The organism is Nocardioides sp. (assembly GCF_024509035.1).
Taxonomy (GTDB): Bacteria; Actinomycetota; Actinomycetes; order Propionibacteriales; family Nocardioidaceae; genus Nocardioides.
Map to the genome: position 1 here is coordinate 7,026 of NZ_JANINT010000110.1, position 23,711 is coordinate 30,736.

General features: G+C 71.9%; 26 protein-coding genes. 16 read left to right on the forward strand and 10 right to left on the reverse strand.

What is annotated here, in order from left to right:
- Both Q0L15_RS09000 and Q0L15_RS09005 read left to right on the forward strand, forming a co-directional pair.
- Positions 1-1,258 (forward strand): ATP-dependent helicase (locus Q0L15_RS09000; protein ID WP_296603765.1); only part of this gene is annotated, 1,258 nt, incomplete at its 5' end.
- A gap of 18 nt (positions 1,259-1,276) precedes the next feature.
- Positions 1,277-1,915 (forward strand): helix-turn-helix domain-containing protein, encoded by a 639-nt coding sequence (locus Q0L15_RS09005; protein WP_296603767.1) that lies wholly within the window; start codon positions 1,277-1,279, stop codon positions 1,913-1,915.
- 56 nt (positions 1,916-1,971) lie between these two features.
- Here Q0L15_RS09005 and Q0L15_RS09010 read toward each other — a convergent pair whose 3' ends face one another.
- Together Q0L15_RS09010 and Q0L15_RS09015 are read right to left on the reverse strand one after the other, a co-directional pair.
- Complete coding sequence (locus tag Q0L15_RS09010; protein ID WP_296603768.1) at positions 1,972-3,600, reverse strand: methyl-accepting chemotaxis protein; 1,629 nt, start codon at positions 3,598-3,600, stop codon at positions 1,972-1,974.
- Positions 3,601-3,683: 83 nt separating this feature from the next.
- Positions 3,684-4,151: an Lrp/AsnC family transcriptional regulator gene (locus tag Q0L15_RS09015; RefSeq protein WP_296603769.1), complete on the reverse strand. Its 468-nt coding sequence runs from the start codon at positions 4,149-4,151 to the stop codon at positions 3,684-3,686.
- An 82-nt stretch (positions 4,152-4,233) separates the two neighbouring features.
- On the opposite strand from Q0L15_RS09015, the gene hppD reads away from it, so the two are divergent.
- Complete coding sequence (hppD, locus tag Q0L15_RS09020) at positions 4,234-5,427, forward strand: 4-hydroxyphenylpyruvate dioxygenase (RefSeq protein ID WP_296603770.1); 1,194 nt, start codon at positions 4,234-4,236, stop codon at positions 5,425-5,427.
- 69 nt (positions 5,428-5,496) lie between these two features.
- Here the strand turns inward: hppD and Q0L15_RS09025 are convergent, their stop codons facing one another.
- On the reverse strand, positions 5,497-6,729 hold the full coding sequence (locus Q0L15_RS09025; RefSeq protein WP_296603771.1) for an MFS transporter: 1,233 nt from the start codon (positions 6,727-6,729) through the stop codon (positions 5,497-5,499).
- Positions 6,726-7,166, reverse strand: a complete 441-nt coding sequence (locus tag Q0L15_RS09030) for a MarR family transcriptional regulator (protein WP_296603772.1) — start codon at positions 7,164-7,166, stop codon at positions 6,726-6,728. Before Q0L15_RS09030 ends, Q0L15_RS09025 begins: the two co-directional genes overlap by 4 nt.
- A gap of 61 nt (positions 7,167-7,227) precedes the next feature.
- Between Q0L15_RS09030 and Q0L15_RS09035 the strand changes: the two genes are divergently transcribed.
- Positions 7,228-7,776: a DUF1697 domain-containing protein gene (locus Q0L15_RS09035; RefSeq protein ID WP_296603774.1), complete on the forward strand. Its 549-nt coding sequence runs from the start codon at positions 7,228-7,230 to the stop codon at positions 7,774-7,776.
- Positions 7,777-7,829: 53 nt separating this feature from the next.
- Positions 7,830-9,677, forward strand: a complete 1,848-nt coding sequence (locus Q0L15_RS09040) for a 5'-nucleotidase C-terminal domain-containing protein (protein ID WP_296603775.1) — start codon at positions 7,830-7,832, stop codon at positions 9,675-9,677.
- Positions 9,678-9,735: 58 nt separating this feature from the next.
- Here Q0L15_RS09040 and Q0L15_RS09045 read toward each other — a convergent pair whose 3' ends face one another.
- The 3 genes from Q0L15_RS09045 to Q0L15_RS09055 all read right to left on the reverse strand — a co-directional run bounded on the left by Q0L15_RS09045 (position 9,736) and on the right by Q0L15_RS09055 (position 12,703).
- Positions 9,736-11,253 (reverse strand): serine/threonine-protein kinase, encoded by a 1,518-nt coding sequence (locus tag Q0L15_RS09045; protein WP_296603776.1) that lies wholly within the window; start codon positions 11,251-11,253, stop codon positions 9,736-9,738.
- Positions 11,254-11,355: 102 nt separating this feature from the next.
- On the reverse strand, positions 11,356-12,126 hold the full coding sequence (locus Q0L15_RS09050; RefSeq protein ID WP_296603777.1) for an enoyl-CoA hydratase-related protein: 771 nt from the start codon (positions 12,124-12,126) through the stop codon (positions 11,356-11,358).
- Positions 12,119-12,703, reverse strand: coding sequence for an isochorismatase family protein (locus tag Q0L15_RS09055; protein ID WP_296603778.1), 585 nt, complete (start codon positions 12,701-12,703; stop codon positions 12,119-12,121). The genes Q0L15_RS09050 and Q0L15_RS09055 overlap by 8 nt, the downstream gene beginning before the upstream one ends.
- Positions 12,704-12,838: 135 nt before the next feature.
- Between Q0L15_RS09055 and Q0L15_RS09060 the strand changes: the two genes are divergently transcribed.
- Positions 12,839-14,047 carry an AGE family epimerase/isomerase gene (locus Q0L15_RS09060; protein WP_296603779.1) on the forward strand — a complete coding sequence of 403 codons (1,209 nt, stop codon included), beginning with the start codon at positions 12,839-12,841 and terminating at the stop codon, positions 14,045-14,047.
- Here Q0L15_RS09060 and Q0L15_RS09065 read toward each other — a convergent pair.
- Positions 14,025-15,332 carry a nicotinate phosphoribosyltransferase gene (locus Q0L15_RS09065; RefSeq protein ID WP_296603817.1) on the reverse strand — a complete coding sequence of 436 codons (1,308 nt, stop codon included), beginning with the start codon at positions 15,330-15,332 and terminating at the stop codon, positions 14,025-14,027. The genes Q0L15_RS09060 and Q0L15_RS09065 overlap by 23 nt on opposite strands.
- A 17-nt stretch (positions 15,333-15,349) precedes the next feature.
- On the opposite strand from Q0L15_RS09065, the gene clpS reads away from it, so the two are divergent.
- From clpS to Q0L15_RS09100, 7 genes are read left to right on the forward strand one after another with little or no spacing between them, the layout of a single operon-like run.
- On the forward strand, positions 15,350-15,640 hold the full coding sequence (gene clpS, locus Q0L15_RS09070) for an ATP-dependent Clp protease adapter ClpS (RefSeq protein WP_296603781.1): 291 nt from the start codon (positions 15,350-15,352) through the stop codon (positions 15,638-15,640).
- Between the two features lie 30 nt (positions 15,641-15,670).
- Positions 15,671-16,255 carry a DUF2017 domain-containing protein gene (locus tag Q0L15_RS09075; protein WP_296603782.1) on the forward strand — a complete coding sequence of 195 codons (585 nt, stop codon included), beginning with the start codon at positions 15,671-15,673 and terminating at the stop codon, positions 16,253-16,255.
- Positions 16,256-16,292: 37 nt separating this feature from the next.
- Positions 16,293-16,772, forward strand: a complete 480-nt coding sequence (locus Q0L15_RS09080) for an NUDIX domain-containing protein (protein WP_296603784.1) — start codon at positions 16,293-16,295, stop codon at positions 16,770-16,772.
- A 17-nt stretch (positions 16,773-16,789) separates the two neighbouring features.
- Entirely contained in the window at positions 16,790-17,239 is a 450-nt protein-coding gene (locus Q0L15_RS09085; protein ID WP_296603785.1) for a M67 family metallopeptidase, read from the forward strand.
- A 12-nt stretch (positions 17,240-17,251) separates the two neighbouring features.
- A complete protein-coding gene (locus Q0L15_RS09090; RefSeq protein WP_296603786.1) occupies positions 17,252-17,530 on the forward strand; it encodes a MoaD family protein in 279 nt (92 codons plus the stop codon).
- 24 nt (positions 17,531-17,554) lie between these two features.
- Entirely contained in the window at positions 17,555-18,112 is a 558-nt protein-coding gene (locus Q0L15_RS09095) for an NYN domain-containing protein (protein ID WP_296603788.1), read from the forward strand.
- Positions 18,109-19,074, forward strand: a complete 966-nt coding sequence (locus Q0L15_RS09100; RefSeq protein ID WP_296603789.1) for a PLP-dependent cysteine synthase family protein — start codon at positions 18,109-18,111, stop codon at positions 19,072-19,074. Before Q0L15_RS09095 ends, Q0L15_RS09100 begins: the two co-directional genes overlap by 4 nt.
- 124 nt (positions 19,075-19,198) lie before the next feature.
- On the opposite strand, the gene Q0L15_RS09105 is transcribed toward Q0L15_RS09100, so the two are convergent.
- Positions 19,199-19,864, reverse strand: coding sequence for a PAS domain-containing protein (locus Q0L15_RS09105; RefSeq protein ID WP_296603791.1), 666 nt, complete (start codon positions 19,862-19,864; stop codon positions 19,199-19,201).
- 127 nt (positions 19,865-19,991) lie between these two features.
- On the opposite strand from Q0L15_RS09105, the gene Q0L15_RS09110 reads away from it, so the two are divergent.
- Complete coding sequence (locus Q0L15_RS09110; protein WP_296603793.1) at positions 19,992-20,969, forward strand: ribose-phosphate diphosphokinase; 978 nt, start codon at positions 19,992-19,994, stop codon at positions 20,967-20,969.
- Here Q0L15_RS09110 and Q0L15_RS09115 read toward each other — a convergent pair whose 3' ends face one another.
- Positions 20,970-22,007, reverse strand: a complete 1,038-nt coding sequence (locus tag Q0L15_RS09115; RefSeq protein ID WP_296603794.1) for an alkaline phosphatase family protein — start codon at positions 22,005-22,007, stop codon at positions 20,970-20,972.
- Positions 22,008-22,089: 82 nt separating this feature from the next.
- On the opposite strand from Q0L15_RS09115, the gene murI reads away from it, so the two are divergent.
- Positions 22,090-22,938, forward strand: a complete 849-nt coding sequence (gene murI / locus Q0L15_RS09120) for a glutamate racemase (protein ID WP_296603795.1) — start codon at positions 22,090-22,092, stop codon at positions 22,936-22,938.
- Positions 22,939-22,951: 13 nt separating this feature from the next.
- Positions 22,952-23,710 carry an MBL fold metallo-hydrolase gene (locus Q0L15_RS09125; protein ID WP_296603797.1) on the forward strand — a complete coding sequence of 253 codons (759 nt, stop codon included), beginning with the start codon at positions 22,952-22,954 and terminating at the stop codon, positions 23,708-23,710.
- The last annotated feature ends 1 nt before the right edge of the window (position 23,711 follow it).

A 23,711-nucleotide genomic window follows, 5' to 3' on the forward strand; every position in this document is an offset into this window, starting at 1 on the left:
CACGCCGTTCCGCTCCGACATCAACCCGATCCCGTTCGTCACCTACGCGCCCGGGCCCGACGGCGTGCCGCGCTCGGTGGCCGACTTCACCTACGGCTACGCCCACGCCCTGGCCGACCACGTCGTGCGGCCGGTGCTGTTCATGGCCTACTCCGGCGAGATGCAGTGGCGCACGCGGGCCGGCGACGAGATCGCCGCGCGGCTCGGCGAGCCGCTGACCAAGGACCTCACCGCGCAGGCGCTGCGCACGGCTCTCGACCCGAGCGGGTCCTGGATGCCCTCGGTCCTCCAGGCGGCCGACAGCCGCCTGACGGAGGTACGCCGGCACGTCCCCGACGCCGGTGGCCTGGTCATCGCCACCGACCAGGACTCGGCGCGCGCCTACGCCAAGCTGCTCAAGCAGATCAGCGGCGAGTCGGCCACGGTCGTGCTCTCCGACGAGAAGCTGGCGTCGAAGAAGATCGCGCAGTTCACCGAGAGCGACCGGCGCTGGATGGTCGCGGTGCGGATGGTGTCCGAGGGCGTCGACGTGCCACGGCTCGCCGTCGGGGTCTACGCCACCACCACGTCCACCCCGCTGTTCTTCGCCCAGGCCGTGGGCCGCTTCGTCCGTGCCCGCAGCCGTGGCGAGACGGCCTCGGTGTTCCTGCCGTCGGTGCCGAGCCTGCTGGGGTTCGCCTCCGAGATGGAGGTCGAGCGCGACCACGTGCTGGGTCGGCGGATCACCGACGAGGGCGACATCTTCGCGGCGGAGAACGACCTGCTCGCGCAGGCGAACGCCGGGGAGGGCGCGTCCGACGACCTCGAGGGGTCGTGGGAGGCCCTGGGGTCCGAGGCCCGGTTCGACCGGGTGCTCTTCGACGGTGGCGAGTTCGGCCATTCCGGCGAGGTGCATGTCGGCTCCGAGGAGGAGATGGACTTCCTCGGCATCCCGGGGCTCCTCGAGCCCCACCAGGTGCGCGAGCTGCTCCAGACCCGGCAGAGCGAGCGGGCGCGCAAGCAGAAGGCGTCGACGCCCGAGCCCGACCGGGGCGACTCCGTGGCGGAGGTCTCCACGCACGAGCACCTGGCCACGCTGCGTCGAGAGCTCAACGGTCTCGTGGCCGCCTGGCACCACCGCACCGGCCAGGCCCATGGCATCACCCATGCCGCGCTCCGCAAGGAGTGCGGCGGCCCCGCCGCCGCGGTCGCCACCGCCGACCAGCTCCACGCGCGCATCGACAAGCTGCGCGAGTGGGCGCTGCGCAAGACGTCCTGACGTCCCTAGACTCAGAGCGTGGCCGCCGAGACCTCGCAGACGCTCGACCGTGGTCTCCGCGTCCTCGACGTCCTCGCGAGCTCGACCGACGGTCTCACGGTGACCGAGCTCGCGGGCCGGCTCGAGGTCAACCGCACGGTCGTCTACCGGCTCGTCAGCACGCTCGAGCAGCACGCACTCGTGCGTCGTGACCAGCGCGGCCGGCTGCACGTCGGCCTGGGCGTGCTGCACCTGGCCTCTGCAGTGCAGCCGGTGCTGCGCGACCTCGCCGTGCCCGTGCTGCGTGAGCTCGCCGAGGCCGTCGGTTGCACCGCCCACCTGACGGTGGCCGACGGCGAGGAGGCGCTCGCGCTCGCGGTCGTCGAACCTTCGTGGACCGACTTCCACGTGAGCTACCGGGTCGGCTCGCGCCACCCGCTCGCCCAGGGGGCCGCCGGCAAGGCCATCCTGCTCGGCCGGAGCAACGACCCGGCGCCGTACGCCGTCACGGTGGGGGAGCTCCAGGCGGGTGCTCGTGGGCTGGCCGCGCCGGTGCGTGGCGTGGACGGGCTCGAGGCGAGCGTCGGCATCGTGACCCTCGGTGGCGACGTGGACGCCGAGGCCATCGGGCCGCTCGTCTGCCGCGCCGCTGCCGAGGTCGCGGCCCGGCTCACCTGAGCCGGGCCGCTCTCCCCCCACCGGGCCGGTGGCCGTTCCGTGGCGGCCTGCAGGCCCTAGTAGGTGAACCTGTTGACGAGGGTCTGCATGTCGGTGGCCATGCCGGCGAGGTCTTCGGCGGCTTGGCTGGTGGTGGCGGCGGCGGTGGTGGTCTCGGCGACGGCTTGGGCGACGCCGGTGATGGTGTGGGCGATGTCGGTGGAGCCGGTGGCGGCTTCGGTGACGTTGCGGGACATCTCGTTGGTGGTGGCGGTCTGTTCCTCGACGGCGGAGGCGATGGTGGTCTGGGTGTCGCTGATCTGGGCGATGATGGTGGAGATCTCGCTGATGGCCTCGACGGCGGCGCCGGTGTCGGTCTGGATGGCTTCGATGCGGCGGCTGATGTCCTCGGTGGCGCGGGCGGTCTCTTGAGCGAGCTCCTTGACCTCGTTGGCGACCACGGCGAAGCCCTTGCCGGCCTCGCCGGCGCGGGCGGCCTCGATGGTGGCGTTGAGGGCGAGGAGGTTGGTCTGCTCGGCGATGGAGTTGATGACCTTGATGACGTTGCCGACCTCGGAGGAGGACTCGCCGAGCTTGGCGACGGTGGCGGTGGTGGCTTCGGCGGCTTCGACGGCGCGGCCGGCGACGGAGGCGGCGTCGGTGGCGTTGTGGGCGATCTCGCGGATGGAGGCGGACATCTGCTCGGTGCCGGCGGCGACGGTCTGGACGTTGTGGGAGACCTGGTCGGCGGCGGTGGCGACGAGCTGGGTCTGGGTGGCGGCGTCGGTGGCGGTGCCGGACATCTGGGTGGAGACCGCGGTGAGGCGGGCGGATGCGGCGGTGAGGTCGTCGGCGTTGGCACCCATCTGGCGCAGCGAGTCCGTGATGGCGTCCAGTGCGCCGTCGAGGGCGGCCGACATCTGCCCCACCTCGTCGCCGCGGTCGAGGGCCGAGCGCACGTCGAGCCGGCCGGCCGCGACCTTGCGCAGCTGGTCGACCATCGTGCGCAGCGGGACCACCGTGGACCGGGTGACCGCGACCAGCAGCACCACGGCGGCGAGCGCGGCGAGCGCGAGGGTGATGTAGGCGAGCCGCTCCCCGGCGGCGAGTCGGGCGTCCTGGTCCTTCTGCAGCTTCTCCACGCGCTTGTCGATGAGGTCGTGGAAGCGGCTGTACGCGTCGTACGTCGCCGACCACGACTCCCCGGCGGCCCCGCCGTTGATGCTGTCCATCACGGCCGGCAGTGCGGCGAGCCCCCGAGTGTGCAGCTGGTCGCGCAGCTTGACGTCCTCGGCGAAGAACTGGTCGAAGTTGCCCTCGGCCTCGGCGATGACCGCGGCCTCCTCGGCCGTCAGCATCGAGCGGTCCATGGTCGCGAAGAGGTCCTTGATCCCGGCCTCGGAGTCGGCGAAGCCCTGGATGTTGTAGTCCTTCTCCCAGAAGTCCGCCTTCAGGCCGTAGGCCGCCGCATCGGCGAGGTAGAGGCCCTGCCAGCCGGTGATGTCGTTGATGGCGATCAGGAGTTCGTCACCGATCTGCTGACCGGCGTACGCCCGGTCGAGCTGGTCCTGCAGGTCGGCGGCGTCGTGCCGGGTCTTGATGTCCAGTGCGAACGCCGCAGCGATCAACAGTCCGCAGACGGCGAAGACGGCGGCGAGGCGCACGCCGATCCGCAGGTCGTCGATGCGGTGCACGAGCTTCTTCATGGGTCGGGTCCTCGGTCTCGGGGGAGATGGGACCGACGGTGGACGTCGCCAGTCCTCCCCTGACTGATCGGCCGCGCACGTTGTTACTTGAGAGTTCGGGCGAGGGGAAGGACCCGGTAGGGGACCTGGGTCGCCAGCGCGATCACCGTGGAGGAGCGCACGATCGTGGGCGACTCCAGCACCCGGTCGATGACGCGCTGCAGGTCCGCGTTGGACCGCGCGACCACCCGTGCCCACAGGTCGCCGGCGCCGGTGATGGTGTGCACCTCGAGCACCTCCGCGATCGAGGCGAGGTGCTCGCCCACCGCGTCGTGCCCGCCGGTCCGGGTGCCCTGCCGGATCTCCAGCGTCAAGAAGGCCGTCACCGGGAACCCCAGCGCCTCGGGGGAGAGCTCAGGCCCCCACCCGGTGATCACCCCGGCGGCGGCGAGCTTGTCCAGCCGGGCCTGCACGGTGCCGCGGGCGACGCCGAGCCGGCGCGAGGCCTCGAGGACGCCGACGCGGGGCTGCTCGGAGAACAGGTCGATCAATCTGCTGTCGAGCCGATCCATGGTGTCGCCTCCGAGTGTGCATATTGTCCAGCGTGTCGGCTTAGCCTTGCACATCCTGTGTGATGCCGACCACGCTGCGCCCATGACGCTGACACCCGACGAGCTCAAGGCCGACCTGACCCTCGAGCAGCTCAAGGAGCTGGTCGGACTCGTGGAGTACGACGCGGAGGGCGACGTCTTCCCGGTGACCGGCTGGGACGCGATCGTCTTCGTCGTCGGCAACGCCACGCAGGCCGCGCACTACTACCAGTCGGCGTGGGGGATGGACCTGGTCGCCTACTCGGGTCCCGAGAACGGCAACCGCGACCACAAGTCCTTCGTCCTGCGCTTGGGCTCGATCAAGTTCGTCGTCAACGGAGCCGTCGACCCCGACAGCGCCCTGGCCGACCACCACCGCCGGCACGGCGACGGCGTCGTCGACATCGCCCTGGAGGTGCCCGACGTCGACCGGTGCATCGCCCAGGCCCGCAGCGCCGGCGCCACCGTCGTCCGCGAGCCCGAGGACCTGAGCGACGAGCACGGCACGGTCCGGATCGCCGCGATCGCGACGTACGGCGAGACCATCCACACCCTCGTCGACCGCAGCCGCTACGAGGGCCCCTACCTGCCGGGCTACGTGGCCAAGGAGAGCACCTGGGAGAAGCGTCCCGGCCAGCCGAAGCGGCTGTTCCAGGCGCTCGACCACATCGTCGGCAACGTCGAGCTCGGGCACATGGACGAGTGGGTCGACTTCTACAACCGGGTCATGGGCTTCACGAACATGGCCGAGTTCATCGGCGACGACATCGCGACCGACTACTCGGCGCTGATGTCGAAGGTCGTCGCGTCGGGCAACCACCGCGTGAAGTTCCCGCTGAACGAGCCGGCGATCGCCAAGAGGAAGTCGCAGATCGACGAGTACCTCGAGTTCTACCGCGGCGCCGGCGCCCAGCACCTGGCGGTCGCGACCAACGACATCCTGGCCTCCGTCGACGCGCTGCGCGCCAACGGCGTGGAGTTCCTCTCGACGCCCGACTCCTACTACGAGGACCCCGAGCTGCGGGCGCGCATCGGCAACGTGCGGGTGCCGATCGAGGAGCTGCAGAGGCGGGGGATCCTCGTGGACCGCGACGAGGACGGCTACCTGCTGCAGATCTTCACCAAGCCGCTCGGCGACCGGCCGACGGTGTTCTTCGAGCTGATCGAGCGGCACGGCTCGCTGGGCTTCGGCAAGGGCAACTTCAAGGCGCTCTTCGAGGCGATCGAGCGCGAGCAGGAGCGCCGCGGCAATCTGTGATCGACTCGTGTGCCTGAGCACGCGCCATGGCGCGTGCTCAGGCACACGACCCATCGGTAGCCGCGGTCCTCAGGTCAGGTCGCCCAGCAGCTCGGCCTGAGCCTCCGCCTCGGCGGCGGGTGCCTCGGTGCCGAGCGCGCGCCGGATGGTCGGCGTGCCGAGGGTCACCACCACGACCCCGATCGTCACCGCCGCGGCGCCGAACCAGAACGGCGCGTGGACGTCGACGTGCTCGGCGAGCTTGAGCGCGACGTACGGTCCCACGGCGCCGCCGGTGAAGCGGAGGAACGAGTACGCCGCGGACGCGACCGGTCTCTCCACCGGCGCCGCGCCCATCACGGCCTCGGTCACCAGTGTGTTGTTCACGCCGATGAACGCCCCGGCGAGCACGATGCCGGTCGCCACGACCGCCTGGTGCTCGGCCAGCACCGCCATCACGGCGAGGTCGGCCGCGAACAGCGCCAGGACCGAGGTCAGGGTCGGCATCGTGCCGAAGCGGCGCTGGAGCACCGGCGCGCCCCACACCGAGGTGAGCGCGAGCAGCAGGCCCCAGCCGAAGAACGTCCAGCCGATCTCCATGATGTCGAAGCCCGGCAGGGCGAACGGGCCCGCGGCCAGCAGGGTGAAGAACCCGAGGTTGTAGAAGATCGCGACGATGCCGAGCAGGAGCAGTGCCGGGTGCCGCAGGGCGCGGAACGGGTCGGCCAGCGACGTACGCCGGCCGGCCGGTGGTGTCGCGGGAAGGAAGAGCGCGGTCGCGACCAGCGCGATCGTCATCAGCGCCGAGACGCCGAAGAACGGCCCGCGCCAGGACCGTTCGCCGAGGAGGCCGCCGAGGAGCGGACCCGACGCGATGCCGAGACCGAGGGCGGCCTCGAACAAGATGATGGCCTGCGCCACCGAGCCCTTCGAGGCGCTGACGATCGTGGACAGCGCGGTCGCGACGAACAGCGCGTTGCCCAGGCCCCAGCCGGCGCGGAACCCGATGACCGCGCCCACCGAGCCCGAGCCGCCGGCCAGGCCGGCGAAGACGATGATGAGCACCAGCCCGGCGAGCAGGGTGCGCTTGGGGCCGATCCGGCTGGAGACGACCCCGGTCACGAGCATCGAGATGCCCATGATCGCCATGTAGCTGGTGAACAGCAGCGAGACCTGGCTCGGCGTGGCGTCGAGCTTGGCCGCGATCTCCTTGAGGATCGGGTCGACCAGCCCGATCCCCATGAACGCGATCACGCAGGCGAAGGCGACCGCCCAGACGGCCCGAGGTTGCTTGAGGAAGCTCTGCTGGGAAGGGGAGTTCACGAGGCGTTGCCTTTCTCGAGGACGCCGCGCAGCACGGCGACGGCCGTGGCGAGGTCCTCCGGGGTCAGGGTGGGGTGCTCCGCGACGAGGGCGGCGATGCGCTCGCCGTGGCGACGGCGTACGACGGCCAGCTCGGCGCGGCCGGCGTCGGTCAGCGAGACGAGGCTGCTGCGGGCGTCGTCGGGGTGCGGTGCCTTGGTCACCCAGCCGCGCTCGACGAGCTGCGCGACGGACGCCGACATCGTCGGCTGGGAGCAGCGGTCGGCCGCGGCCAGCTGGCCGATGCCGAGCGGGCCGTGCTCGTCGAGCAGCGAGATCACGCGGGTGCCGGCGGGCAGCTCCAGCTCCCGGCGCACGGCGCGGACGAGGCGGGCGGCGTGCACGACCAGGTCGCTGGCCAGGTCCTGCACGTCGGGCCCGTGGAGGTCAGGGGACACATCGCGCGACTTTACATAGGAAACCTATATATCTCGACGTGAGCCGCCTCACCCCGGCATCATGCGGCGGGTGGCGGCATCGACTCGGACCTACGTCGGCTTCCTCCGTGCCATCAACCTGGGCGCGAAGCGGAAGTTCCCCAAGGACGACATCGTGGCCGCGGTCGAGCGCGCCGGGTGCAGCGACGTCGAGACCTACATCAACACCGGCAACGTCCGGTTCGCCACGATCCTCCGCTCGCGGCGGCGAATCGAGTCGGCGTTGGAGACGGCGTTCCTCGCCGACCGGGGTTTCGAGGTGCCCACGATCGTGTTCACCCCCGCGGAGCTGACCCAGATCGCGCAGCGCGCCGCCGCCTTCGGCCACGACGGTCGGCACTACGTCTCGTTGCTCAAGGAGGAGCCGTCGGCAGAGGCCGTGGCCCGGGTCGAGGGGCTCGGCGCCGCCGGCGAGGTGGCGAAGGTGTCCGGGCGGGCGGTCCACCTGCTGCTGGGCGAGAACTACCACGAGGCGAGGCTGACGAACGCCGTCATCGAGAGGCACCTGGGCGTCGCCACCAACCGCAACCTGACTGTGATCGAGGCGTTGGCCGAACGGTGGGGCGGCTGACGTCCGCCGGTGGTAGAACCTCCTGAGGAGCACCCCTTTCACAGGAGGATTTCGTGTCACAACCCATGCCGTCACGTCGTGCCGTCATCGCAGGTGGAGTCACCGGAGGTGCCGCCCTCGCGGCTTCCGGATTCGTCTCTCCCGCCGAGGCCGTGGAGTACAACCCCAGCAAGCCCGGCAGACGCGTGCGCCTGACCGTGCTGGGCACGACCGACCTGCACGGCAACGTCTACAACTGGGACTACTTCAAGAACAAGGAGTTCGACAACTCCGCCCACGACGACATCGGCATCGCGAAGGTGGCGACGCTCATCGAGGCCATGCGCGCTGAGCGCAAGGGCGAGCCGATCCTGACGCTCGACGCCGGCGACACCATCCAGGGCACCCCGCTCGCCTACTACTACGCGCGGATCAAGCCGATCACCGAGGGTTCCGTGCACCCGATGGCCAAGGCGATGAACCTCGTCGGGTACGACGCGGCCGCCCTGGGCAACCACGAGTTCAACTACGGGCTCGACCTGCTGCGCACCTTCGAGGGCCAGCTGGACTTCCCGCTGCTGGGCGCCAACGCCGTCGACCCCGCGACGGGGCTCCCGGCGTTCCCGCCGTACCTCATCAAGCGCTACAAGGTCGGCCGCGGCCGCATGCTGACGGTGGGCGTGCTCGGCCTGACCAACCCGGGCATCGCGATCTGGGACAAGGCCAACGTCGAGGGCAAGATGGAGTTCCCGGGCCTGGTGCAGCAGGCCCGGAAGTACGTGCCCGAGATGCGGCGCAAGGGCTGCGACATCGTGATCGTCTCGGCACACTCCGGTGCCGACACCTCCTCCTCGTACGGCGACGCGCTGCCGTTCCCCGAGAACGCCGCCTCGCTGGTGGCCGCGAACGTGCCCGGCATCGACGCGATCCTCGTCGGCCACGCGCACAAGGAGATCGACCAGCGCTTCGTGCGCAACATCCACACCGGCAAGCAGGTGCTGCTGTGCGAGCCCTACTACTGGGGCATGCGGCTCGCGGTCATGGACTTCGTCGTGCGCGAGTCCTACACCAAGCAGGGCAGGCAGAAGTGGGAGCTGGTCGGCTCGGGCTCGCAGCTGCTGAACTCCAACACCGTCGACGCCCACCCGGCCGTCGCCGCGGCGGTCCAGGAGCAGCACGACACCGTCGTGGACTACGTCAACAGCCCGGTCGGCACCTCGAAGGCCGCGCTGTCCGCGGCGCGCGCCGTCGTCGAGGACGTCCCGATCATCGACTTCGTCAACTACGTCCAGGCCGACGCGGTCAAGGCCGGGATCACCGGTGCGGCCGCTTCGCTCCCGGTGCTGTCGATCGCCGCGCCGTTCAACCGCTCGGCGTCCTTCCCCTCGGGGGAGGTCTCGGTGCGCGACGTCGCGGGCCTCTACATCTACGACAACACGCTGCTCGGCGTGCAGGTGTCGGGTGCCGACGTGAAGGCGTACCTCGAGTGGTCCGCCCGCTACTTCAAGCAGGTCACCGGCACCGGCCCGTTCACGATGGCCCAGGTCACCAACGCGGTGACCCCGACCGCGCCGAACGGCACGCCCGACTACAACTACGACGCGATCGCCGGTCTCGACGCGCCCCTGACCTACGACATCGACATCTCCCAGCCGGTCGGCTCGCGGATCGTCGGCCTCGCCTACGACGGCAAGCCGGTCAAGGACACCGACCAGTTCGCGATGGCGGTCAACAACTACCGGCAGTCCGGCGGCGGCGGCTTCCCGGCCGTCTCCACCGCTCCGGTCGTCTACAACCGCCAGAACGAGATCCGTCAGCTCCTCATCGACTGGGTCACCGCCCACGGCACCATCGACCCGGCCGCGTTCGCCTCCGTCGACTGGCGGCTGGTCTCCGGTGGTCAGCCGATCACGGTGAGCTGAGTCCCTGAACGCCCGCCGCGCGGGGTCGCCAGTGGTGGCGGCCCCGCGCGGTGCTGCCTCAGCCCACGACCTCGTCGTCGTCGACGAGGTACCGGTCGCCGTCGCGGGTGAGGAAGAGCCGACGCACCTCCTCGTCGACCTGGCCGTCCTGGTTGGTGTAGGTCAAGGCGACGTCGACGGCGTCGCGACCGGCCGCGGTCGTCTCGCCCACCTCGACGCTCGAGACCGTCGACCAGAAGCCGTCGTAGTCCCCATAGCTGCCGATCCGGTCCTGGAACGCGGGCGACAGCGAGTCCCAGCCCGCCTGCGTGTCCTCCGGCAACGCCGCGTAGTAGCCGCGGACGAACTGCTCGGCGTCGGTGCCGGACACCGGTGCCGGCTCGGACGGCGACGCGGCGGGGTCGGAGCCCGAGCTCGATGGCCGCGTGCTCTCCGGCGCCTTGTCCTCCGCGCCCGGGTCGGAGCCCCGGTCGCTCCCGGACCTCGCCGCGGAGCCGTCGGAGCTGCGGCCGGCGGCCGGTTCGTCGGTCGCCGGGTCGCGCAGGAGCTGGTAGCCCACGGCGAGGACCAGCACGAGCAGCGCGACGAGCCCGGCGGCCAGCAGCCCACCGCGTCGGCGGCGCCGCTCCCGTGGCGGCGGTACGACGATCACGCCGTCGGCCTCGGTGTCGGCATGGGTGTCGGTGTCGGCGCGCCCGGCGTCCGCGACCGGCGCGGTGGGAGCCACCGTGCCGGCGAAGGCGGTCGTCGCCTCGCGGGTCGGCGCCGCGGCCCCGGCGCCCTCCAGGCGCCGCAGGACGTGGGCGGCGTCGGCCATGGTCCAGCGCGCGGAGGGGTCGGGGTCCAGCATCCGCGCGATCGGCTCGGTGAGGGCGCCCGCGCGCTGGGGCACCGGTGGCGGTGTCGAGGCGATCGTGGAGAGCAGGAGGATCGCGTTGCGCTCGTCGGGGTAGGGCGGGTGGCCTTCGACGGCGGCGAACAGCGTCGCCCCGAGGGCCCAGGTGTCCGCGGCCGGAGTCGGGTCCTCGCCGCGAGCCAGCTCCGGGGCGAAGTACGCCGGGGTGCCGGTCACCAGCCCGGTGCGGGTCAGCTGGTCCTCGCCGTGGGCGCGCGCGATGCCGAAGTCGCTGATCTTGGCGGTGTCGTCATCGGTGACCAGGACGTTGCCCGGCTTGACGTCGCGGTGCATGGTGCCCAGGGCGTGGGCCGCGGCGAGGCCCTCGGCGACCTGGGCCCCGATCCGGGCCGCTCGCTCGGGCGTGAGCGCACCCTCGGCCGCGATGATCTCCGCGAGGGTGCGCGAGGGCACGTACTCCATCACCAGCCAGAGCTGGTCGTCGTCCTCGATGACGTCGTAGATCGAGACCACGTGCGGGTGGTTGAGCGCGGCCGAGGACCGCGCCTCGCGCAGCGCCCGCGCGAGGTCGGGTGTGGTCTCGCCGGGGAGCGTGCCGACCTGCTTGACGGCGACCTCACGGTTCAGCCGGGTGTCGCGGCACAGCCACACCGTGCCCATGCCACCGTGACCGACGGGTCGCTCGACCTCGTAGCGGCCGGCGATCGTCTGCGGCGCCATGCTGATCCCTCCGTGGTCCTCGGCGGTCGTCAAGCGTGCGGGTGGGCCCGTACCCATCCGCAGGCACCGGCACGCCCCGGCCCGGAAGGACCGCGGACGGCGCTAGTCGCCGCGGAACACCGGTCGCCGGCGCTCGGAGAAGGCACGCATGCCCTCGGCGGCGTCCGAGGTGCGCAGGAGCACCGCCTGTCCGCTGCGCTCGCGCTCGAGGGCGGCGTCGAGGTGAGGGAGGGTGGCCGCGTTGACGGCCTTCTTGGTGGCGGCCAGCGCGAGCGGGGGACCGGCGGCGAGCCGGCTGGCGAGCGAGTCGACGTACGTCGTCAGCTCGTCGTCCGGCACCAGGTGGGTGACCAGCCCGGCGTCGTACGCGTCGGTGCCGGAGAGCGGCTCGCCGAGCAGCGCCATCCGCATCGCGCGGGCCCGGCCGACCGCGGCGGCGACGGTCGCGGAGGCGCCGCCGTCGGGCATCAGGCCGATCCGCGAGAACGCGAGCAGGAACGACGCGGAGTGCGTGGCGACCGTGAGGTCGGCGGCGAGGGCGATGGAGCAGCCCACCCCGGCGGCGACCCCGCCGACGGACGCCACGACCGGGACGGGGGAGGTCGTGATCGCCCGCACGATCCGGTTGGCCCGGTCGAGGGCGGTGACGTCGAAGTTCTCGTGAGCGTCGGCGCCGGAGATGTCCGCGCCGGCGCAGAACGCCGCGCCCTCACCGGCGACGACGATCGCGCGGACGTCGTCGCGGCCGGTCGCGGACTCGACCGCCGACGCGAGCTCGTCGGCCATCTCGCCGGTGAGGGCGTTGAGCATCGCGGGGCGGTCGAACGTCAGCCGCAGCACCCCGTCGGCGGCCTCGACGCGGAGGTCAGGCAACGTCCACCCCGGCGGCCCGCAGCTCGTCGAGGGCGGCGGCCGTGGTCTCCGGCGCGACACCTGCGCACAGGTCGGTGAGGACGCGCGTGGCGAACCCCTCGCGCGCGGCGTCGAGCGCCGTCTGCCGCACGCAGTAGTCGGTGGCGATGCCGCAGACGTCCACCGCGGTCACGTGGTGCTCACGCAGCCAGTCGGCCAGCCCCACGCCGTCGAGCGTGCGCCCCTGGAAGCCGGAGTACGCCGCCTCGTGCTCCCCCTTGAGGAAGATCGCGTGGAAGGGCTGCGGGTCCAGGTTGGGGTGGAAGGCCTCTCCGTCGGTCCCCACCCGGCAGTGCACCGGCCACGAGTCGCGGTAGTCGGGCTCGCGCGCCCAGTGGGATCCGGGATCGACGTGGTGATCCTTGGTCGCGACGACGTGGGCGAAGTCGGGTGCCTCGGGGCCGCCGGCGGTCCAGGTGTGCACGAGGTCGGAGATGTCCGCGGCCACCCGGGCGCCGCCCTCGACGGGCAGGGAGCCGCCCTCGCAGAAGTCGTTCTGGACGTCGACGACGATCAGGGCCCGCGTGGTATCGCTCATGCCCGCGAGTCTGTCACCGAGCGGTGCCAGGTGGGCAGGGGCGGACGGCCCGCGCCGGATAGCGTGGGGCCGTGCGTACTCCGTCCCGCGCTCGCGGGCTGTGATGGACCTCTGATGGATCGTGATGGACCTCTGATGGACACCGAGGCCGAGGGGCGGAGGCTGCTGGCCTTCGCCCGTCACAGCGCACTGCCGGGCCTGGGCTTCGGCTGGCTCGACGACGACGGCGCCGTGGACCCCCGGCTCCCCGTCCACACCTGGATCACCGCGCGGATGACCCACGTCTTCGCGCTCGCCGCGCTCCGCGGGGAGCCCGACGCCCTGGAGCTGGCAGAGATCGGCACCCGGTCGCTCGCCGCCGGACCGCTCCGCGACCCGGAGCATCCCGGATGGCTCGGATCGGTCAGCCGCTCGGGAGCGCCGGAGGGCACGGGCAAGCTGGCGTACGACCACGCCTTCGTCGCCCTGGCCGCCAGCAGCGCCGTGGCCGCCGGGGTCCCGGGCGCCCCGGAGCTGCTCGAGGACGCGGTCGAGGTGTTCGAGCGCTCCTTCCTCGACGAGGCCGGGCGGGTCGTCGACGGCTATCCCCGCGACCTCGCCGTGCCGGAGGCCTACCGCGGCGCCAACAGCAGCATGCACACGGTCGAGGCCGTCCTGGCGCTCGGCGACGTGCTGCGAGAGCCGCGCTGGCACCGGGTCGGGCTGGGGATCGCGGAGCACCTGGTCCACGAGGTCGCCGGCGCCCACGGGCATCGGCTCCCCGAGCACTTCGACGAGCGCTGGACGCCGCTGCCGGACTACAACGTCGACCGGCCGGACGACCAGTTCCGGCCCTACGGCGTCACACCCGGCCACCTGCTGGAGTGGTCACGCCTGCTGCTGCAGATCGAGGTCGCTCTCGACGACGCGCCCGCCTGGCTCCTCGACGACGCCCGGGCGCTCTTCGACCGCGCGGTCGAGATCGGCTGGGCCGCCGACGGAGCGCCCGGGTTCGTCTACACGACCGACTGGCACGACCGTCCGGTGGTGCGCGACCGCATGCACTGGGTGCAGGCCGAGGCGATCGCGGCCGCGGCGACCCTGGCCCGGCGTACGGGCGAGCGGCGGTACGCCGACCTCGAGCGCGACTGGTGGGACTTCGCGGACCGACACTTCGTCGACCACGTCCCCCGGGCCGGGAGCTGGCACCACGAGCTGGACCCGGCCAACCGGCCGACCGCCGGCGTCTGGTCGGGCAAGCCGGACGTCTACCACGCCTACCAGGCCACGCTGCTGAGCGTCCTGCCGACGGCGCCGTCGCTCGCCGGCCAGCTCGCGGTGCTCAGAGGTGCAGGGTCGGGATGACCGGCTCGCCGCGCGACATCTGCTGAGCGGCCAGGGGCAGCTCGCCGCGCGCGGCCTCGTGCCGGGCGCGGGCGTCCTCGAGCGACTCGCGACCGACCACCTCGCCGCCGCGCACGAGCGGCACCAGCAGCGGACGGTCGTCGCCGTCGTCAGTGGGGGCGGTCCCGATGCCGACGACCTCGGCCTGCGCGACGCCGCCGGCGGAGCGGCGTCGCAGGGCGTACTTGCGGCCGCCCACGGACGCCTTGTCGACGCTCCGCTTGGCCACCGACACCATCTCGCCCGCCCCGTCGGCACCGTCGGCGTGGGCCACGAGCTTGTAGACGAAGCTCGAGGTCGGGTGGCCGCTGCCGGTGACCAGCTCGGTGCCGACGCCGTAGCCGTCGACGGGGGCCGACGCCAGGGCGGCGATCGCGTACTCGTCGAGGTCGCTGGTCACGATGATCCGGGTCTCGGTGGCGCCGAGCCCGTCGAGCTGGGCGCGGACCTCGTGGGCGAGCGCGCCGAGGTCGCCCGAGTCGAGGCGGACCGCCCCGAGCCCGGTCCCGGCGATCTCGACGCCCAGGCGCACGGCCTCGGTGACGTCGTAGGTGTCGACCAGGAGCGTCGTGCCGGTGCCCAGCGACGTCACCTGGGCGCGAAAGGCGTCGGCCTCGGAGTCGTGCAGCAGCGTGAAGCTGTGGGCGCTCGTGCCCGCGCTCGGCACGCCGTACCGCTGCCGTGCGGCGAGGTTGGAGGTGGTCGCGAACCCCGCGACGTACGCCGCGCGCGCGGCCGCGACGGCCGCCTCCTCGTGGGTGCGGCGCGAGCCCATCTCGATGCACGGGCGGCCGCGCGCGACCATCGTCATCCGCGACGCGGCCGAGGCGATCGCGGAGTCGTGGTTGTAGATCGAGAGGAGCAGCGTCTCGAGCAGCACCGCCTCGGCGAACGTCGACTCGACGATCACGACGGGGGAGTAGGGGAAGTACGCGTCGCCCTCCGCGTAGCCCCAGATGTCACCGGAGAAGCGGTACGACGCCAGCCACTCCAGCGTCGGTGCGTCCACGACGTCCTCGAGCACGGCCAGCTCGGCCTCGCCGAACCGGAACCGCTCCAACGCGTCCAGGGCACGCCCGACGCCGGCCACCACGCCGTACCGCCGGCCCTCGGGCAGCCGCCGCGCGAACAGCTCGAACACCGAGCGCCGGTGCGCGGTGCCGGATCGCAGGGCGGCCTGGAGCATCGTCAGCTCGTAGTGGTCGGTCAGGAGGGCGGTCGAGGGTGCGAGGGACACGAACCCCAGTGTGCCAACATGGGGGCGTGTCAGCCCCGGTCGAGGTCGAGCCGACTCTCACGCCCGACGAGATCACCCAGACCGCCAAGCCCTGGGTGACCATCGTGTGGAACGACCCGGTCAACCTGATGTCCTACGTGACCTACGTGTTCCAGAAGTACTTCGGCTACTCACGCAAGGTGGCGGAGAAGCTGATGATGGAGGTCCACGAGGACGGCAAGTCGGTGGTCAGCTCGGGCACTCGCGAGGAGATGGAGCGCGACGTGCAGGCGATGCACGAGTACGGCCTGTGGGCCACGATGGACAAGCAGGAGTGAGCGCCCCGACATGACCCTGGTGAGACGACCGTGAGCGGCTTCCACCGCCACCGCCGCAGCAGGCTGATCATCGCGAACTTCACCGGTTTCGAGGCCGACCTGCTGCGCTCGCTGGCCGGCCAGCTCGTCGAGCTGCTGCGCAACGAGGCCGCGGTCCCGCGCGACGACCTCGACCCGTTCGAGGCGATGATGGACTTCTCGGGCCCGACGCAGCCGCCCGAGGACCCGGTGCTGGCGCGGCTGTTCCCGACCGCCTACCCGGACGACGAGGAGGCTGCCTCGGAGTTCCGCCGGTTCACCGAGGGGACCCTGCGCGACGGGAAGGCGGCGGCCGCGGTCGCGATCATCGACGGGCTCGAGGACGCCGGGCTGCCGCCGGAGCTCACCGGGGACGGCCTGATGATCGACGTCGAGCTGGACGAGCCGACGGCCGAGACCTGGATGCGCTCCTTCACCGACCTGCGGCTGGCGCTCGCCACCCGCCTGGGTGTCGAGGAGGGCGACGAGGGCTACTGGCAGTCGCTGCCCGACGAGGACCCGCGGGCCCAGGCGCACGACATCTACGAGTGGGTCGGCTACCTGCAGGAGACCCTCGTCCACGCGCTCAGCGCCTGACCACTCGACCGTCCCACCAGCCGAGGAGCACGCCCCCATGCCCATCCCACCGTTCGTCGCCGAGCTGCGCCGGCTGGTCGGCACCACCGAGCTGTGGCTGCCGGCCGTGACCGCCGTCGTGCTGCGCGAGGGGCCGGCCGGACCCGAGGTGCTGCTGACCCGCCGTGCCGACAACGACGAGTGGGCCCCGGTGACCGGGATCCTCGACCCGGGGGAGGAGCCGGCGATCGGTGCGGCTCGCGAGGCGTTGGAGGAGACCGGCGTCGTGGTGAGCGTCGACCGGCTGGCCTCGGTCGGCGCGAGCCCCCAGGTGGTGCACGGCAACGGCGACCTGGGGGTCTACCTGGACCTCACCTTCGCCTGCACGTGGGTGTCGGGCGAGGCGCGGGTCGCCGACGACGAGAACACCGACGTGCGGTGGTGGCCCGTCCCCGGGCTGCCTCCGATGAGCGACTGGCTGCGCGAGCGGATCGACGACGTCCTCGCCGGTGAGACCGCGGCGAGGTTCCGACGCTGAGCACCTACGCTGGAGCGGTGCTGACCATCGCCCGAGCGACGTACGACGCCATCGTCGCGCACGCCCTGCGCGACCACCCGGACGAGGCCTGCGGCGTCGTTGCGGGCCCCGAGGGGAGCGACCGTCCGGAGCGGTTCGTCGAGATGGTCAACGCCGCTGGGTCGCCGACGTTCTACGAGTTCGACTCCACCGACCTGTTCCAGCTCTACAAGGAGATGGACGCCAACGGCGAGGAGCCGGTCGTCGTCTACCACTCGCACACCGCCACCGAGGCCTACCCGAGCCGCACCGACATCGGCCTGGCGAGCGAGCCCAACGCGCACTACGTGCTGGTCAGCACCCGCGACAGCTTCACCGACGGGGGGAATAACGACGGCCCCGTGGAGTTCAGGTCCTACAGGATCGTCGACGGCGAGGTGACCGAGGAAGAGGTCACCGTGGTCGACGAACTGCCCCCGAGCAACTGAGGAGCACTACCCATGGCCATCGAGGTCCGGATCCCGACCATCCTGCGCACCTACACCGGCGGCGAGAAGGCCGTCACCGCCGAGGGCGCCAGCCTGACCGCGCTGATCGACGACCTGGAGACCAACCACCCCGGCATCAAGGACCGTCTCGTCGAGAACGGCGACCTGCGCCGGTTCGTGAACGTCTACGTCAACGACGAGGACGTCCGGTTCATCGGTGGTCTGGACGCCGAGCTCAGCGACGGCGACCAGGTCGTCGTGCTGCCGGCGGTCGCCGGCGGCGCCCGCTGAGCCGAGCCTGAACCGGAAGAGCTGATGCCCGAGCGTCGCACCTTCGTCCTCGTCGACGGTGAGAACGTCGACGCGACCCTCGGCAACTCCGTCCTCGGCCGCCGCCCGGCGCCTGAGGAGCGGCCGCGCTGGGAGCGGGTGACGGCCTTCGCCGAGCAGGTCCTCGACCAGCGCGCGACCGGCCTGTTCTTCCTCAACGCCTCGGGCGGCCACTTCCCGCACCCCTTCGTCCAGGCGCTGCTGGCGATGGACTACCGGCCGGTGCCGCTGGCCGGCTCGGCGGACGAGAAGGTCGTCGACATCGGCATCCAGCGCACGCTCGACGCCCTGGTCGACCACGACGATGCCGACGTCCTCCTGGTCAGCCACGACGCGGACTTCGTCCAGAGTCTCGCCGGGCTGATCGACGGCCATCGCCGGGTTGGTCTGATCGGGTTCCGCGAGTTCATGAGCACCCAGCTGACGGCGCTCGGCCTGCCGCTCTACGACCTGGAGGACGACGTCCGCGCGTTCACCCAGCCGCTGCCCCGGGTCCGGATCATCCCGCTCGCCGACTTCGACCCGGAGCGCTTCCTCTCATGACCCGCTACGACAACCTCCTCGCGTCGGTCGGCGGTACGCCGCTCGTCGGGCTGCCCCGGCTGTCCGCCCAGTTCGACCGGGGAGGCGCCGACGTACGCCTCTGGGCCAAGCTCGAGGACCGCAACCCGACCGGCTCGATCAAGGACCGCCCGGCCCTGAAGATGATCGAGGAGGCCGAGAAGGACGGCACGCTCCGTCCCGGCTGCACGATCCTCGAGCCGACGTCGGGCAACACCGGCATCTCGCTGGCGATGGCGGCCAAGCTCAAGGGCTACCGCATCGTGTGCGTGATGCCCGAGAACACCTCCGAGGAGCGCCGCCAGCTGCTGCGCACGTGGGGTGCGGAGATCATCTCCTCCCCGGCCGCGGGTGGGTCGAACGAGGCCGTGCGGGTCGCCAAGCGGGTCGCCGACGAGCACCCCGACTGGGTGATGCTCTACCAGTACGGCAACGCCGCCAACGCGCTCGCGCACGAGCAGGGCACCGGACCCGAGCTGCTCGCCGACCTGCCCTCGATCACCCACTTCGTGGCAGGGCTCGGCACCACCGGCACGCTCATGGGCGTCTCGCGGTTCTTCCGCGCGGCCAAGCCCGACGTGCGGATCGTCGCCGCCGAGCCGCGCTACGGCGAGCTCGTCTACGGGCTGCGCAACCTCGACGAGGGCTTCGTGCCCGAGCTGTACGACGCCGACCTGATCGACAGCCGCTTCTCGGTCGGTCCGCGCGACGCCGTACGCCGGGTGCGCGAGCTGCTCGAGCTCGAGGGCATCTTCGCGGGCATCTCGACCGGTGCGATCCTGCACGCCGCGCTCGGACAGGCCGCCAAGGCGGTCAAGGCCGGGGAGAGGGCCGACATCGCGTTCGTCGTGTGTGACGGCGGCTGGAAGTACCTCTCCACCGGCGCCTACGAGGGCACCGTCGACGAGGCCGAGGGCCGGCTCGAGGGCCAGCTCTGGGCCTAGCGGGCGGGTCGTTCCGTTCAATTGTTGAGTTCGGCACCGGTTACTCGTCGGTCACCGGTGCTCAACCCAACAATTGAACGACTGATGCCGCCCAGAGCCCGCCGGCGGAGCTGGCGGGACCCACTCACGCCCCGTCCAGCGTCGCCGGCTGGGCCCGCACCAGGTCGCCGGCCTCGAGCTCGTCCTCGCCCAGCGGCTCGATCAGGTCGTTCATCATCGTCCGCGCCGACTCCAGGGTGCGCGTGAGGTAGGTCAGGGCGCTCTCGGCGTCGTCGAGCTCGAGGGCGTACATCGCCGCGGTGACGCCCTGCACGACGTTGTCGTTGATCTCGGCGGCCTGGCGCCGGCGCAGCCGCACCTCGCCCAGGCGCGCGGCCGCGGCCTCGCGCTCGCGCTCGGCGAGCACCTGGTCGGTCACGTCCACGCAGGTGCCGCGCATCCGCTCGGGTGAGCCGTCGGCGCCCATGATCACCTGGCCGTTGGAGTGCAGGTAGCGCACCTCGCCGTCGGGTCGCACGACCCGCTCGATCATCTCGTACGGCTCACCGGTCGTGTAGGCGTGCTGGTGGATGGCCTGGATGCGCTCGCGGTCGTCGGGGTGGATGAAGGACAAGAACCGCTCGTAGGTCGCGTTGAACGACTGCGGCTCGTGCCCGTAGATGCGGTAGAGCTGGTCGGACCACCGGTTGGTGTCGGTGGGGATGTGCCAGTCGTAGTCGCCCATGTTCGCCAGCGCCTGGGCGTTGTCCATGCGCTGCTGCAGCAGCCGGAGCTCCTCCTCGGCGTCCATGGACCGATTGTGACCCCGTGAGCGGGGCAGGGCGAGGGGGCAGGGGGCGCGATTCGGGGATCGGTCTCCCGGCGGGGCGTGCGAGGGGCTACGGTGTGCGCGACGGCCCAGGCTGAGGAGCAGCACCTTGCGCGAGATCGTCGTGTTCAGCGGCAGCGCCCACCGGTCGCTCGCGACCGCCATCTGTCAGGGCCTCGGCGTGCCGCTCTCGTCGGTCGAGCTGACCCGCTTCAGCAACGACTGCCTCCAGGCCCAGCTGCAGGAGAACTGTCGCCAGCGCGACGTCTACATCGTGCAGCCGCTCTCGCCGCCGACCCAGGAGCACCTCATGGAGCTGCTGCTGATGGTCGATGCCGCCCGAGGCGCGTCGGCGGCGCAGATCACCGCGGTGATCCCGTACTACGCCTACGCGCGCTCGGACAAGAAGGACGCCTCGCGCCTCTCGATCGGCGGGCGTCTCGTCGCCGATCTGCTGGTCGCGGCCGGGGTCGACCGGGTGATCACGATGACCCTGCACGCGCCGCAGGTGCACGCGTTCTTCTCGGTGCCGGTCGACCACCTGACGGCGCTCGGGGTCCTCGCCGACCACTTCCAGGGCGCGGACCCGGCGACCACGGTCGTGGTCTCGCCCGACTTCGGCAACGCCAAGACCGCCAGCCAGTTCGCCCGGCTCCTCGGCGTGCCGGTGGCCGCCGGCAGCAAGAAGCGGCTCGCCGACGACCAGGTCGTGATCGACGCGATCGTGGGCGACGTCGCCGGCCGCAAGGCGATCGTGCTGGACGACGAGATCGCGACCGGTGGGTCCATCGTGGAGCTGCTCGACCGGCTGGCCGAGCAGGGGTGCACCGAGGCGGCGGTCGCCTGCACCCACGGACTGTTCGTCGGCAAGGCCATCGAGCGGCTGCGCGAGCACCCGATGATCACCGAGGTGGTCACCACCGACACGGTGCCACCGCCGGCGGGCTGGCCCGAGCTCGGCGTCCGCACGATCGCCGACCTGTTCGCGCAGGCGATCGAGCGCATCCACGCCGGTGAGTCGGTGAGCAGCCTCTTCGACGGCGTCGACCCCTCCCTCGGCCCGCCGCAGCCCAGGTTGTTCGACTGATCAGTTCTCGACGGTCAGGTGCTGGTCGGCGTCGATCCCGCTGCCCGGCACCGCGTCCAGCCCGAGCAGGCTGGCGGCGAGGTTGGCGACGTCGCCGTTGCGCACCGGCTGCCGCCCGGCGTACGACGGCCGTGTCGTGCCCGGGTCGGCGAAGTCCGGGTTCATCGCGTAGAGGTCGCCGGCGTCGACGCCCGCGCCCCAGACCAGGAACGGGATGCGGTAGTTCTCGATGTCCCGCCGTCCCGAGTGGTCCGTGACGCCGGAGGCGAAGCCGTGGTCGGCGGTGAGCACCACGACCGCGCCGGCGCGCCTCGCCGCACGGACGACGGAGGCGAGCTGGGCGTCGGTGCGCTCGACGGCGCCGAGGTACTCCGCGGACAGCCCGCCGTACTGGTGTCCGAAGCGATCGGGCAGCGAGACGTGCAGGAACGTGAACGTGGGTGCGCCGTCGGCGAGGTCGGCGCGGGCCATGGCGGTCAGCCGGCGCTGGTTCTCCCGCACCCGGAACAGGTCCACGGCTGTCGGCCAGGACCGGTCGTAGAGGCCGAACTTCGCCTTGGTCGTGTAGAGCGCCGTGCTGCCGCCGGCGGCGTGCACGGTGGTGAAGATCGAGTCGACCTCGTGGCCCGCGGCCTCCTCGACGGTGGTGCCGCGCCGGTCGTCGTCCCAGGTGACACCGTGGCCGCCGCGAGCGGCGTCGATGCGGCGTCCGGTCATCATGCTCGCGTGGTTGGGCAGCGTCACGGTCTGCTCGACCTCGGTCCGGGCGTTGAGCGTGCCCGCGCCCCGGGCCAGCAGCCGGTGCAGCGTGGGCGAGCGGTCGGGGCCGAGTTGCTCGATGGCGGCGCTGCCGAGCCCGTCGACCGAGATCGCCAGGACGTGGCCCGGCGGAGCGGTCGCCGCGCCGGTGCGCGTGGTCGCTGCGGCAGGACGCGCCGACGCCGGCGGGCGGTCCGAACCCTCGCTGCAGGCGGCGACGGTGGGCGCCAGGACGGCCAGCGCGAGCGCGGCGGAGGCGAGCGAGCGGGGAAGGGGCACCCCTCGACGGTACCTACCGTGACGCTGATCTCCCGTGACCTCCGTCGCGTGGCCATGCGCACGCGGTCGGGACGTCCTAGCCTTGCCTGCTGTGCGCCCTGCAACGATCGTCGAGACGTCGGCCGACCTGACCGACGCCCCGATCGGCATCTTCGACTCCGGCTTCGGGGGGCTGACGGTGGCGCGCTCGGTCATCGACCAGCTGCCGCACGAGTCGATCGTGTACGTCGGGGACACCGCACGCCAGCCCTACGGGCCCAAGCCGATCGGTGAGGTCCGCGAGTACGCCCTCGAGTGCCTCGACCACCTCGTCGCCCAGGGCGTGAAGGCGCTGGTCATCGCGTGCAACTCCGCGAGCGCGGCGATGCTGCGCGACGCCCGGGAGCGCTACGACGTGCCCGTCGTCGAGGTGATCTACCCCGCCACCCGGCGCGCGGTCGCCGCGAGCCGGACCGGCCGGATCGGCGTGATCTGCACCCGCGCCACGGCGGAGTCGATGGCCTACGACGACGCCTTCGCCGCCGCCCCGCACGTGCAGCTGTTCACCCAGCCCTGCCCGCGGTTCGTCGACTTCGTCGAGGCCGGGGTCACCTCGGGCGAGGAGCTGATCTCCGTCGCCCACGAGTACCTCGACCCGCTGGTCTCCGAGGGGGTCGACACGCTGATCCTCGGGTGCACGCACTACCCGCTGCTCACCGGCGTGATCTCGATGGTGATGGGGGACAACGTGACCCTGGTCAGCAGCGCCGAGGAGTGCGGCAAGGACGTCTACAAGATGCTCGTGCGCACCGGGCTGGTCCGCCCGTCCGGCGAGCCGACGTACTCGTTCCTGACCACGGGCGCTCCGGGCGAGTTCGAGACGATCGGCCGCCGGTTCCTCGGCCCGGAGATGGTCGCCGCGTCGCAGTTCGTCGGCGGGCTGGTGGTGTAGCGGTGGTCACCGGATGAGGCTCACGATCGTGGGGTGCTCGGGTTCCTACCCGGGCCCCGAGTCGCCGGCCAGCTGCTACCTGCTCGAGGCCGAGGACGTCGACGGGCGCACCTGGCGGGTGCTGCTCGACCTCGGCAGCGGGTCGCTCGGCACCCTCCACCAGCACGCCGACCCGCTGGCGGTGGACGCCGTCCTGCTCAGCCACCTGCACGCCGACCACTGCCTCGACCTCACCGGCTACTACGTGCTGCGCAAGTACCACCCGCGCGGCGCGCAGCCCCGCATCCCTGTCTGGGGACCGGTCGGCACCGCCGATCGGATGGCCCGCGCCTACGACCTGCCCGACGAGCCCGGCATGCACGAGGAGTTCGAGTTCCGCGAGTGGGACGGCGTCGAGCAGATCGGGCCGTTCACCGTCGAGCCGGTGGCGGTCAACCACCCCGTCCCGGCGTACGGACTGCGGGTCAGCGCCGACGGGGTCACGCTGGCCTACACCGGTGACACCGGCCCCTGCGCCTCGCTCGACGACCTGGCGAGGGACGTGGACCTGTTCCTCGCGGAGGCGTCCTTCCGCGCGGTCGACGACAACCCGCCCGACCTCCACCTGACCGGCACCGACTGCGGCGAGGTGGCGGCCCGCGCGGGTGCCCGCCGCCTGGTGCTCACCCACGTCCCCCCGTGGCACGACCCCCAGGACGCGCTGGACGAGGCGGTGGCGGCGTACGCCGGGCCGGTGGAGCTGGCGCGCCCGGGGGCGACGTACGAGCTGTAGG

Coding starts and splice junctions, on each gene's coding strand:
- Q0L15_RS09010 (WP_296603768.1), bottom strand. CDS start 3,600: ATGAAGAAGCTCGTGCACCGCATCGACGACCTGCGGATCGGCGTGCGC.
- Q0L15_RS09015 (WP_296603769.1), bottom strand. CDS start 4,151: ATGGATCGGCTCGACAGCAGATTGATCGACCTGTTCTCCGAGCAGCCC.
- hppD (WP_296603770.1), top strand. CDS start 4,234: ATGACGCTGACACCCGACGAGCTCAAGGCCGACCTGACCCTCGAGCAG.
- Q0L15_RS09035 (WP_296603774.1), top strand. CDS start 7,228: ATGCGGCGGGTGGCGGCATCGACTCGGACCTACGTCGGCTTCCTCCGT.
- Q0L15_RS09045 (WP_296603776.1), bottom strand. CDS start 11,253: ATGGCGCCGCAGACGATCGCCGGCCGCTACGAGGTCGAGCGACCCGTC.
- Q0L15_RS09055 (WP_296603778.1), bottom strand. CDS start 12,703: ATGAGCGATACCACGCGGGCCCTGATCGTCGTCGACGTCCAGAACGAC.
- Q0L15_RS09060 (WP_296603779.1), top strand. CDS start 12,839: ATGGACACCGAGGCCGAGGGGCGGAGGCTGCTGGCCTTCGCCCGTCAC.
- Q0L15_RS09080 (WP_296603784.1), top strand. CDS start 16,293: ATGCCCATCCCACCGTTCGTCGCCGAGCTGCGCCGGCTGGTCGGCACC.
- Q0L15_RS09090 (WP_296603786.1), top strand. CDS start 17,252: ATGGCCATCGAGGTCCGGATCCCGACCATCCTGCGCACCTACACCGGC.
- Q0L15_RS09095 (WP_296603788.1), top strand. CDS start 17,555: ATGCCCGAGCGTCGCACCTTCGTCCTCGTCGACGGTGAGAACGTCGAC.
- Q0L15_RS09100 (WP_296603789.1), top strand. CDS start 18,109: ATGACCCGCTACGACAACCTCCTCGCGTCGGTCGGCGGTACGCCGCTC.
- Q0L15_RS09105 (WP_296603791.1), bottom strand. CDS start 19,864: ATGGACGCCGAGGAGGAGCTCCGGCTGCTGCAGCAGCGCATGGACAAC.
- Q0L15_RS09125 (WP_296603797.1), top strand. CDS start 22,952: ATGAGGCTCACGATCGTGGGGTGCTCGGGTTCCTACCCGGGCCCCGAG.